This is a genomic window from Psychromonas hadalis ATCC BAA-638 (genome assembly GCF_000420245.1).
Taxonomy (GTDB): domain Bacteria; phylum Pseudomonadota; class Gammaproteobacteria; order Enterobacterales; family Psychromonadaceae; genus Psychromonas; species Psychromonas hadalis.
Map to the genome: position 1 here is coordinate 1 of NZ_ATUO01000120.1, position 11,170 is coordinate 11,170.

General features: G+C 38.6%; 10 protein-coding genes and 2 pseudogenes. 4 read left to right on the top strand and 8 right to left on the bottom strand.

What is annotated here, in order from left to right; genetic code table 11:
• Positions 1–248 (bottom strand): annotated as a pseudogene (locus tag G322_RS23450) (IS701 family transposase); the annotation flags it as partial.
• 256 nt (positions 249–504) lie between these two features.
• Positions 505–642 (bottom strand): annotated as a pseudogene (locus G322_RS22855) (transcription elongation factor GreB); the annotation flags it as partial.
• A gap of 111 nt (positions 643–753) precedes the next feature.
• Between G322_RS22855 and G322_RS20880 the strand changes: the two are divergent.
• A complete protein-coding gene (locus G322_RS20880) occupies positions 754–1,179 on the top strand; it encodes a YbaY family lipoprotein (protein ID WP_022942327.1) in 426 nt (141 codons plus the stop codon).
• Here the strand turns inward: G322_RS20880 and ald are convergent.
• Both ald and G322_RS0113760 read right to left on the bottom strand, forming a co-directional pair.
• Positions 1,154–2,266 carry an alanine dehydrogenase gene (gene ald / locus G322_RS0113755; protein ID WP_022942328.1) on the bottom strand — a complete coding sequence of 371 codons (1,113 nt, stop codon included), beginning with the start codon at positions 2,264–2,266 and terminating at the stop codon, positions 1,154–1,156. The two genes, G322_RS20880 and ald, sit on opposite strands and share 26 nt — an antisense overlap.
• A 50-nt stretch (positions 2,267–2,316) precedes the next feature.
• On the bottom strand, positions 2,317–2,568 hold the full coding sequence (locus G322_RS0113760; protein WP_022942329.1) for a YkgJ family cysteine cluster protein: 252 nt from the start codon (positions 2,566–2,568) through the stop codon (positions 2,317–2,319).
• Between the two features lie 144 nt (positions 2,569–2,712).
• Between G322_RS0113760 and G322_RS20885 the strand changes: the two genes are divergently transcribed.
• The 3 genes from G322_RS20885 (at position 2,713) to G322_RS0113775 (ending at position 6,364) form a co-directional block, all read left to right on the top strand.
• Positions 2,713–3,198 (top strand): putative pterin-binding protein, encoded by a 486-nt coding sequence (locus G322_RS20885; protein ID WP_022942330.1) that lies wholly within the window; start codon positions 2,713–2,715, stop codon positions 3,196–3,198.
• Positions 3,199–3,268: 70 nt separating this feature from the next.
• Positions 3,269–4,267: a GGDEF domain-containing protein gene (locus G322_RS0113770; RefSeq protein WP_156873968.1), complete on the top strand. Its 999-nt coding sequence runs from the start codon at positions 3,269–3,271 to the stop codon at positions 4,265–4,267.
• 42 nt (positions 4,268–4,309) lie between these two features.
• Positions 4,310–6,364, top strand: coding sequence for a S9 family peptidase (locus tag G322_RS0113775; RefSeq protein WP_022942332.1), 2,055 nt, complete (start codon positions 4,310–4,312; stop codon positions 6,362–6,364).
• A 74-nt stretch (positions 6,365–6,438) separates the two neighbouring features.
• On the opposite strand, the gene G322_RS0113780 is transcribed toward G322_RS0113775, so the two are convergent.
• The 4 genes from G322_RS0113780 to G322_RS0113795 all read right to left on the bottom strand — a co-directional run bounded on the left by G322_RS0113780 (position 6,439) and on the right by G322_RS0113795 (position 10,746).
• On the bottom strand, positions 6,439–6,996 hold the full coding sequence (locus tag G322_RS0113780) for a YbhB/YbcL family Raf kinase inhibitor-like protein (RefSeq protein WP_022942333.1): 558 nt from the start codon (positions 6,994–6,996) through the stop codon (positions 6,439–6,441).
• A gap of 83 nt (positions 6,997–7,079) precedes the next feature.
• Positions 7,080–7,238 carry a helix-turn-helix domain-containing protein gene (locus G322_RS22860; protein ID WP_084683746.1) on the bottom strand — a complete coding sequence of 53 codons (159 nt, stop codon included), beginning with the start codon at positions 7,236–7,238 and terminating at the stop codon, positions 7,080–7,082.
• Positions 7,239–7,486: 248 nt separating this feature from the next.
• Positions 7,487–8,155 carry a helix-turn-helix transcriptional regulator gene (locus G322_RS0113790; protein WP_028866638.1) on the bottom strand — a complete coding sequence of 223 codons (669 nt, stop codon included), beginning with the start codon at positions 8,153–8,155 and terminating at the stop codon, positions 7,487–7,489.
• 137 nt (positions 8,156–8,292) lie between these two features.
• The gene (locus tag G322_RS0113795; RefSeq protein ID WP_022942334.1) at positions 8,293–10,746 is read right to left on the bottom strand and encodes a cation:proton antiporter; all 2,454 of its coding nucleotides are present in this window, start codon (positions 10,744–10,746) and stop codon (positions 8,293–8,295) included.
• Between the last annotated feature and the right edge of the window lie 424 nt (positions 10,747–11,170).

Consider the following 11,170-nt stretch of genomic DNA (forward strand, 5'->3'; position numbering starts at 1 on the left):
ATAAGGCTTTCCTTGAACAGTATCATCAAAGATTAAAACGGCCTCATCAGATTCTATTTCACGTACCTCTTTTTTACATTTTTCCACAAGTCTGCTGAACTAAACTGCTGATGTGATAGAAAGTGAGTGATTTGATCATGACTTATTTCTCCATCTAAAAGGTGAGATAGACCCGTTGCTGTTGTGTAACTGAATGAGGTGACAAGGTAATCAATGTACAGGTCAAATATTTGTTTGTTTTTATTCATGATGATACTTTATCAGTTCTCGCTATAATCTTCTGATTTACTGCGTAACATCAGTTACTCAAAACAAAAATTGGCACATTTATATATAATTATTCTTGAATAAGAATATGTTTTAAAATTTAAAATTTAAAATATAAAATATAAAATATAAAATATAAAATAGTATATCGGAAAGGTACACGTACTAAACTTAACTATTTGTTATAAAACAACTTTAAGTATTTTAGTATAAATATTGGGGTTATAATACGCAATACGCATTATCTGAACGGTCGCCTAAACTGGCCGCCCACGCTACTTTTTCGGTGATCTCTGGGCGGTATTCATGCCATAAATAGTTAAGTTCTGTTTGCAGTTTTTTAAACCCTTCCGGGGTAATGAGATTAGTACGCACTCTGTTTTTCCTCAAATAATGAGACGTAAGATTAGCCTTTTTTTTATTAAAACTGAACTATTTAAAAGAACAGGGCTCTAAATTTTTACTACAGAAACAGTTGAGGTTTGCATGTCTATTAAGAAAACAGTTCCTTTTTTACTCTTTATTTTTACCACGATTGCTATCAGCGGTTGTAATGAAAAGAGTGCTTTCACGGATGATGCATTGAGTTTGTTAGAAACAGAAGTCTTTTATCGTCAAAGAATAGCCTTGCCAGAAGGTGCTGTACTTGAGGTGCGTTTAGAGGATGTATCAAAAATGGATGTGGCATCGGAATTAATTGCCAGTGCCACAAGGGAGATTAAAAGTGCGCCCCCTTATGCACTGCAAATTGCATTTCCAACAGAGGCGATAAAAGACAATCACCGTTATCGTTTACGTGCGATGATCAAGGTAGATGGAAAATTATCCTTTATTTCCACTACCCATATAGACCCTTTTGCGGTTGGTATTGCTACGCCGATTGAAATTAAAGTAGATCAAGTGGGTCAGTAAACGGTAAGTTGTGTACCTCTGCCACCTCTTTGATGGTTACTTTACCATGACAAACATTAAGGCCGTTTAGCAGGTGTTTATCGGCTTTTAAAGCTGCTTTGTAACCTAAATTAGCCAGTTTTAACACATAGGGTAATGTGGCATTATTTAGTGCTTGCGCAGCTGTTCGAGCAACGCCACCGGGCATATTTGCTACGCAGTAATGCACCACATCATCCACTATATAGATAGGGTCGTCATGAGTGGTGGCATGTGAAGTGGCAAAACAGCCACCTTGGTCAATGGCAACATCGACCACTGCACTGCCTTTCTTCATTGCTTTAATCATCTCTTTAGTGACCAGTTTAGGCGCGGCAGCCCCAGGAATAAGCACGGCTCCTATCACTAAATCTGCTTCTAAAACATGGCGTTTTAAACTCTCATGCGTGGAATAAACGGTATTAACACGTCCTGAAAATTGTTTGTCTAATTGGCGTAACGTATCACCATTTCTATCTAAAATAGTGACGTTTGCACCTAATCCAACCGCCATTTCTGCAGCATTGCAACCAACAATGCCTCCACCTAAAATGACCACTTTTGCAGGTTCAACACCCGGTACGCCCCCTAATAGTAATCCGCAACCCCCGTTAGATTTTTGCAGTGCAAATGCACCCGCTTGAATAGACATACGTCCAGCCACTTCAGACATGGGGGTCAATAATGGTAAACGGCCACTATTGTCGGTGACGGTTTCATAAGCGATACATACCGCTTGGCTTTTTATCAGTGCTTGAGTTTGCGCGAGATCCGGCGCTAAGTGTAGATAGGTAAACAGTATTTGATCTGGGCGTAGTAGGCTACACTCATTGAGTTGTGGTTCTTTAACTTTGATGATCATTTCACTTTGTGCAAAGACCTCTTCTGCACTAGTCAAGATGGTTGCACCTGCATCTTGGTAATCTTGGTCGCTAAAACCAATGCCTTCACCTGCATTTTTTTGTACAAAAAGTTGATGACCCTGTCCTGTTAATTCACTCACACTTGAAGGAATTAAACCAACACGGTACTCATGATTTTTTATTTCTTTGGGAATGCCTATTTTCATTGTATACCTCTCTTTTTAAATGATAAGAGTAGGTTAAAAAGTACACTATACTATTTTGTAGCGGACTCGAGTTCAGTTAATGTGATGAAGGCCACTTCATTACTGTTGGAGCAGATCCATTCACAGGCTTTAAAGTCTAAGCAAACCTGCGGTCGTTGTGGCTTTTCAAACAGTTTACAAAGATTATTTTCATCAAGTTGAATGCAACGTTCACCCGCTTTTTTACCTTGCTTCATGCCAGGAATGAACGATGAAATACTGGGTGCTATACAACAAGCCCCACATCCTAAACGACACAACATAAATTTCTCCCTAAAAAAACATTGTAACATAGGTTTTATGGCTGTTTTTGGATGGTTAATTTCCACACTCGCTTTACTATTTTTTAGTTCGTACCATAGTTAGTGGACTTACTGAAGAGGTTATATATTTTGTTAAAGAATATCGTGAAAATCAGTTTACTCAGCTTGCTTTTATTTTTGGCACACAGCCTCTTTGCCTCGGAAAAAGTATTACTTAATATTCACTCAGTTTCACAATCAGTTAATGAATTTTATACACTTAAGCAATTACAAAAACTGCCACAACATGAGATAAAAATAACCATTCCATGGACAGATGAGGAGCATATTTATAAAGGTCCCTATTTAGAAGATGTTTTTTCCTCTGCTGGCATTGAAGGGCGATGGTTAACTCTTTATGCATTAGATCATTACCAAGTCTCTTTTAACTATCAGCGCATAAAAAAATATAATCCTATTTTGGGGTTACAGATTGATGGAGAGTTATTGACAATACGCAGTAAAGGGCCTATTTGGCTCATTTTACCTGTTAATGAATACAAAGAGTTAGAGGCTGCTGTTTATAATGATTATATGGTCTGGCAGTTGATTAAAATTAATAGTGAGGATAAAGAAAATAGTGTCCATTAAGCGTTATAAAAGTCATTATTTCTTGTTTCTCATTGCGATCTTGTTTGTGGTTAGCGCAGGAGCAAGCCTTATGATGCTCAGTAAGACACAAAATCTACTGTCATGGAATGAACGGGCAACGGGAAGAGCATTGGTGCAACTGGTGATTTTACAGCAATCTTACCTGACTAATTTAGAGCTGTATCGACGTGGGGATAATGTTTATGAACAACTATTAGAGCATTATGATCTCACATGGTCTGCTTATGAAACCTTACTTGCAGGATCAAAAAATGCTTATTTTGTGAATAATGGACAGCGCATTATTAAACTAAAAATTTTTTTTAAACGCTTTAAAAAAAGTGATCCAATGAAGGTAAAACTAACGGGAGAGTTAATCACTGTTACCCTGCATAATACGCGTCAAGCACACCATTATATTATTGAGTTATTAAACTATGAATTTCAAGGTTTATCACAGCAGAGTCATAATCGTGACTTTGAATTAGTTCGCCTTAATAAAATTATTGTTATTAGTTTATTGGGGCTTACTTTTAGTGGGGCACTTTTTCTTTTTATTATCCTACGTGATCGGCGACGTATGGCGCATCTTGCGTATCATGATCCACTAACGGGGATTGGCAATCGCATTGCGTTACAGGAAAAGATAACTGAATTACAAAAAGATAAAATCGGTTTTTGTAGCTTGCTGATCGACATCGATCGCTTTAAACCTATCAATGATACTTACGGGCATGATATTGGTGATAAGTTACTCATTAATCTCACTCAAAAAATGGCCGTAATTTGTGGAGAACAGAATTTTTTGGGACGATTAGGGGGAGATGAATTTGTGATTATCTACCTCTCTCAAAACTCCGTAGAACAAACTGCATTAAAGCTATTAGACATTACCCCCAATGGGTTAGAAATTAACGGCTGTCATTGTGATATTAATTTAAGTATCGGTATCAGTTGCTCTCGCGTTGTGCATAAAAGTTGGGTCGATATATTAAAAGATGCAGATAATGCGATGTATCAAGCGAAGTTAAAAGGAGGAGGGCAATACCAAATTTATGTTCCAGATTAGCCATGTTATTATAGAAATCTCTACTTCTAATGAGCCTTAATAATGACAGATAAAGCCCCTATCGCCACTAAAAAACCGTATATTCATGAAATTCATAATCATCAGCGCCATGATGATTATTTTTGGTTACGTGATGATAAACGTGAAAACCCTGAGGTTATCAATTACCTTAATCAAGAAAATAGTTATACCGAAAAGCAGATGTTACCTCTGCAAAACCTGCAAACTGAGCTTTATGATGAGATGGTGGCACGTCAAGAGCCTGAGCTTGAATCGGTTCCCTATTTCAAAAAAGGTTTTTGGTATCTGTCGCGTTATGATGAGGGCAAAGATTACAGCGTTTATTGTCGTTATGAAGATTCAATGGATGCACCTGAACAGGTGTTTTTAGATTGTAATCAGCGCGCAGAGGGACATGAATTTTACCAACTAGGCGACCTTAGCCTTTCGCCAGACTCCATGTTGATGGCCTATTCAGAAGATACCGTCAGTCGCCGTCAATACACACTGCGTATTAAAGATTTAAGCACTGGGGTAGACCTTGATGATGTCATTGAAGATATCTCTGATGTTGTTTGGGCAAATGATAATAAAACCCTTTTTTATGTCAAAAAACACCCTGAAACACTGCTACCTTATCGTGTTTATCGCCATCTTTTAGGTGATGACATTAAAAATGATCAGCTTATTTATGAAGAGTTGGATGATACCTTTTATGTTAACCTCTACAAAACACGCTCCGAGCAATATCTGGTTATCTGCATTGATAGCACTGTGACGTCAGAATGTTTACTGCTTGATGCGAATAACCCTAACGGTGAATTTCAATCCTTTTTAGCACGCCAGCGTGACCATGAATACAGCATCGATCATTTTCAAGATAAGTTTTACATTCGCACTAATATTAGTGGTAAAAACTTCGCGCTCAAAACAACCACACAGGCAACCAATAGCAACAGCGAAAATTGGAAAACAATTATTGAAGCGCGTGAAGATACCTTGTTAGAAGGTTATGAACTACTTAACGAGTGGTTAATTGTAGAGGAGCGTTTTGCAGGTTTACCGCAACTGCGTCAAATTAATCATCTAACAGGTGAATCTAAAACATTAACCTTTAACGATCCTGTTTATACGGTGTTTAGCCATTACAATCCTGATCCTAATACCAACAAGTTTCGTTATCAATATACCTCATTTACCACCCCATCAACGGTGTATGAATTGGACTTAAATACAGGTGCAACTGAGCTGTTAAAACAGAGCCAAGTGATGGAACTTGCTGATGGTGAAGTCTTTGATAGTAACAACTACCAAAGCGAACGAGTTTGGGTTACGGCACGTGATGGCATCAAAGTACCTGTTTCATTGGTTTACCATAAAACCCATTTTAACCACCAGAACCCACTGTTAATTTACGCGTATGGCTCTTATGGTTACAGCATGGATATCGGTTTTAGCAGTGCCAATTTAAGTCTGCTAGACAGAGGTTTTGTTTACGCTGTTGCGCATATTCGTGGAGGAGAAGAGTTAGGGCGTGTTTGGTATGAAGAGGGGAAACTGCTTAATAAGAAAAATACTTTTAATGACTTTGTTGATGTATCTAAATCGTTAGTTGAGCAAGGCTATGGTGATAAAAACCGTATTTTTGCTATGGGAGGCAGTGCGGGCGGACTATTAATGGGCGCGATAATCAACCAAGCACCCGATCTTTACAAAGGTATTATTGCTGTAGTGCCTTTTGTGGATGTGCTTTCAACCATGCTGGATGAATCGATTCCTCTGACCACAGGTGAATATGATGAATGGGGCAACCCTAACGATAAAACTTACTATGATTATATGCTCGAATATAGTCCTTACGATCAAGTGATTAAACAGGATTATCCAAGTATGCTAGTCACTACCGGTTTACATGATTCACAGGTGCAATATTGGGAGCCTGCCAAGTGGGTTGCTAAACTGCGCGACCTGAAAACCGATGATAATCAACTGCTTTTATACACCGATATGGAAGCGGGACATGGTGGAAAATCAGGCCGCTTTAAACATTTTGAAGATACCGCCAGAGAGTTTGCGTTTTTGCTTAACCTCGCATAAATAAAGTCGGGTCAGATCAAACTTTAATGGTGATGTTTTAAGTTTGATCTGACCCAACTTTAATTCAAGGTTTGTTAATCGCGTTGGTATAACGCTTCAATGGTGGCTGATTCAATCGTATGCGCATTGATCATATAACCTGCTAATGCACCTGAGGCATCTTCTGGTAACTCAAGTTTCTCGACAGAAAGGGCGTGAATGGTAAAACGGTAGTGATGTATTCCGTGTCCTGCTGGTGGACAAGCACCGCCAAACCCTCTGCTTCCGTAATCATTTTTTATTTGTAGGCTACCTGCGGGTAATAAGTTTTCTGTTGTACTACCTGCATTGCTTGCGATCATCATTGTAGTTACTGGTCTATTGACCACTTGCCAATGCCACCAACCGCTACCTGTTGGCGCATCGGGATCATAAACGGTAATAGCAAAACTTTTGCTGTTTTTAGGGGCATTTCCCCATTGTAGCTGAGGTGATAAGTCCTTGCCTGAACAGCCAAATCCATTAAATTCTTGGTTTTTAGTCATAAACTCTCCGGTGCTGATATCTTGGCTAGAGAGGGTGAATGAGTCTGCAAAGAGTGCAGGTGAAAGAGCAAGTGATAAGAGTGAAAGTACTTTAATAGTTTGGTTCATAAGTTGTCCAAGTGAGTGATTGAGTCGCTATTTTATCTTTTCTTATCGACTTGGTTTAGTACCTAAACTGTCAAATTTTCGCCCTAATCCGCCATTTTAGTTTTTCGTAGCTCAGAAGGTGTTAATCCAAATAACGTTTTAAAACGATCTGTAAAACGAGACTGAGATTGATAACCACACTTTTCAGAAATAAGGCCAATAGAAAAATGTGTTGTTTGTAATAGATGTATACCCGTTATCATTCAAAGTGCAAAATTCAGCAAGCTGTGAGGTGAACAGATTCTAGGCAAAAAGTTGAAGGTCTAACTGGTTCAATCGATACTTTTTAACAACGAAGGTGTTTGCCTCAAAGCTTGCCCTTCGGATCGTCAGCTCGAAAACTAATTCGGCGTTGCAGTATTCGATAAGGGCTAGCCATTGTCATCATACTGCGCCTTGCCTTAGTGTCCGAGCTGACGACTGAATAAAGCACTTTGATTGGTAACGGGTATTAAGCCAAACCTAATCTCGCTTGGTCTTTAATATCTTGAATGGTTGTCTGTTCAGATTTTAGTTTTCGGCGTAATGTAGACTCGCTTATTGCAAGTCGCTGACAAATACTGATGACAGTTAATGGCTCAGATTTTTTCAGTTGCTCGCTGAAGAGAGAGTGGATTTGATGTGCGATATGAGGGGTGTTGACCATCGACAAAATATCTTTGTGCCCCATGTGACACATAAGCGCTATTATCTCTTTACGTCGTAAAGGCCATAATACTTCTGGAGCATAAACAGACCATTCTACAAATTGCTGTAAACACTTTTCAAGGGTGTCTGTTATCTTGCCTACACAAAAATTTTGTTGATGAGAAGGGTTTATTTTTAAGTTATCGAAATCACTAAAGTCGAATTCAATTAACAGTGCAAAATAGGATTTTTGTTTGGGAATATTACGCATGTTAACTGCGGAGCTATTGGATAAAAAAACAAAATCACCAGTAGAACAACGCGCTTCGCTACTATCACCTAGTTTTTTATGACCGCAAAGAATAGCAATTAGCAGTGGTTTTATGACTGGCACATTTAATAAGCTCTGCTCTTTTATGGATGAGTATACTGAAAAAGGCAGTGGCTGATTTTTTAATGGTAACTCTTTTATTATGTTAATTAATTTTTCCATAGCGCACTTATTAATTCCCTTATAAAATAGCTAAATTTTACAGAGTATATCTAATTTCACTCAATGTGGTGGAGATCTGTTTTGATTTTATGTACTAAATAAACTGTAGGGCTGAAGTCTCGCTTCCGAGAGTCCATTTATTTTCCCTCTACCTCCAACTCTATTTTTTGTGCAAATAGTTCGCTGAGGTGTTTATCTTTGGCGATGATCTTTTGTAATTTATGAATATCAAACCAGAGAAGTTCTACAGGCGTGAGTGCTTTGGCACTACTTTGGCGACGTGCGGTTAACAAAGCATACAAGCCTAATAAAGATCCACTGTTTATAATGGTCTCCTGTGAGACTGAGATCAATTCCACTTGTCCATGCATCACCAATGCAATGGCCGTAGCGCTACTGTTTTGTCTATAAATCAGCTCACCATCATTATATATTTGTCGTTTAGCAAGCTTAGCAAGCGCCATTAAAGTGCTTTTTTTAAGCCTTTTGGCCCACACCATTGCTGTGAGCTGCTTATTTATCTCATTGATACTGACATAGTGGGGTTGCTGATGCAGATGTGCGAGTTTGTACTCTATTTCATGCATTAATTTATCCGCTTCACTGCTGTCTAATACGCCCTCATCAATCAGCTCTGTTAAATAGACTCGCTCTAAATTAAGCATTAAACGGTGTGCGCTGTGGGTTTCTAAACTGTAGGATAGATCGGGGAAATTATCACGTAGTCGTTTGATATATAAACGAGTTTGATTTTTGTTGTGGTTTATTTCTTGTTTAACAATCGCTGTTTCATGTTCACTTGGCGAGAGTAGTAATAGGTGTTTTTGTATCTCCTGTTGCGCTTGTAGGAACCCACGCGCAGTATCGTAACTGAGTGCTAAACGCTCAAAAGAGAGATTAACCATAAATCTGTTTAAGCAGGGCATGCGGTTAAAAAAACGCAAATAAGCGGGCGTTTTCCAAAACTCAAACAGGCTATTACGTGGGGTGATTTGTGGGACGCCATCAAGGGCGATTTCAACGGCGTTGACTAGCTGTTTTGTGGCGATGCCTGTTAATGCGCCTTGTTTAAATTGTGACCAGTAAAACTGGCGTTCTATCTCTAATAAACGGCGTTTGAAAGCGATACCTAGTGCTTCATCTGTTATCTCTTTAGACTCTATTTTTGTCGCATCAAGGGTTATCTCTTTATCGCGTTTTGGCCAGTTAGCACGTTGTAAAAACTCATTTTTTTTAAGCTCGGGTAGTGTACTCAATAGGCGTTGTTTAATGGCGAATTTGGCTTTATTTAAGCTTGCCTGTTTAGCGGGTGGTAGTTTATCTAAGCCTAAACTTTTTAATAATAGCGCCATACTGCTTGAATTGATGACAATAGTAAGCACAACGATGCCAGCGGTTAAGAACAGTATTTGATCGCCTAGGTTTTTATCAATCAGTTGGTCTTGGGCAATAATAAGTGCCAATGCAAGTGAAACCGCACCACGTAATCCACCCCAAATTAACACCAGTGCTTTGGCGCGATTGATACCAATGCCGATTCGTTTTAATAGGGGCATAAAGGTAAAAATAGAGATTGCACGGATAAATTGAATACCTACATATAACCCCCCTAATGTTACCCACCATTGCCAAACATCTAAGCGGATGCGTGAGGCGATAATGATGCCTACTAAAATAAAAATTAAGGTATTAGCGATATGTGCCATCATCTGCCAAAAATGGTGTAAGAAATCAGCCACTTCAGGCGATATTCGCGTGCGACCAATACTGGCTAACAGTAGTGCTAAAGCGACTACTGCGACCACACCTGAAACATGAAATATATTTTCAGCAATGAAGTAAGCAAGGTAAGCTCCTGAAATAGTGAGTGTAATTTCAATCATTGGTTGATTAAACAGACGACCTATCCAGAATATTATGATGCCCCCCACTAGTAGGCCAATAAATAGTCCCAGTAAGACCACTTCAATAAAACTGATGCTAATAGTGGCAAAGCTAAAACTACTTTCACTACCAAGGCTGAGCATGCCGTAAAATAGGGTAAATAAAACGATTGCTGTGCCATCATTAAGCAGAGATTCACCTTCGATTAATGTTTCTAAGCGTTTACGTGAACTGACCTCTTTGAGCAAGGAAACGACTGCAACAGGATCGGTGGCGCTGATCAGTGCACCAAATAGAAAACAGACTGTCCATGACCATTGCCACGGGAAAAAAGTGTGCGCGAGCAGGGCGGTTAAGCTGGTGGTTAAAATTAATCCGGGAATGGCGAGAATGGCAATTTGGCTAAACATACGTTTAAAAAGGTGGATTTCCATTGAAAAAGCGGATTCAAAAATAAGGGTGGGTAAAAATAGTAATAAAATCAGGTGTGGGTCGATAGAGGCAAGCTGAGTCAGTGCGCCCTGTAATATTGGTAGGTTTTCAGTGATATGAAAACTACGATTATATAACCCTAAAGCAAGGCCAATTAATAGCAACACAACGCTATAGGGGGAGGTCAAAATTTTAGGTAGCGATTTTACTACTGCCCCCAGTAAGAGAGATAACATCACAAATATTAATACTAAAATACTACTATCAATTTGCATAACAAACCCTCGTAAATGGAACGTGGTTATTATACCAATTACACTAAGTCTGTGATGTAAATTTTATGCAGTGAAAATAGCTTGATTCAAGGCGTAAGTTGATGTCTTTGTGAAGATTAACTACGTTATTCTTCTTTTGGTAGAATTAAAATAAAGACTTTAATTCTTTTATGGTTGTTCCCTCTTACGCAATTTACTGCAATTGGTCTTATACCAATTACAATAAATAGCTAATCTATTTTACTGGTTAAAATAACTCACTTCTGCGTTGTAAGTTTTGTAAAGGGAACAACCATTTACGTCAACTTATGCCTTAAATTTAGCTATTTTTCCTGCGCAAAATTTAGATCACATACTTAATGTAATCGGTATTACTTAGTTTAGTGTATTTTAGGCATAAAAAAACGCCCCGAAAGGCGTTTTT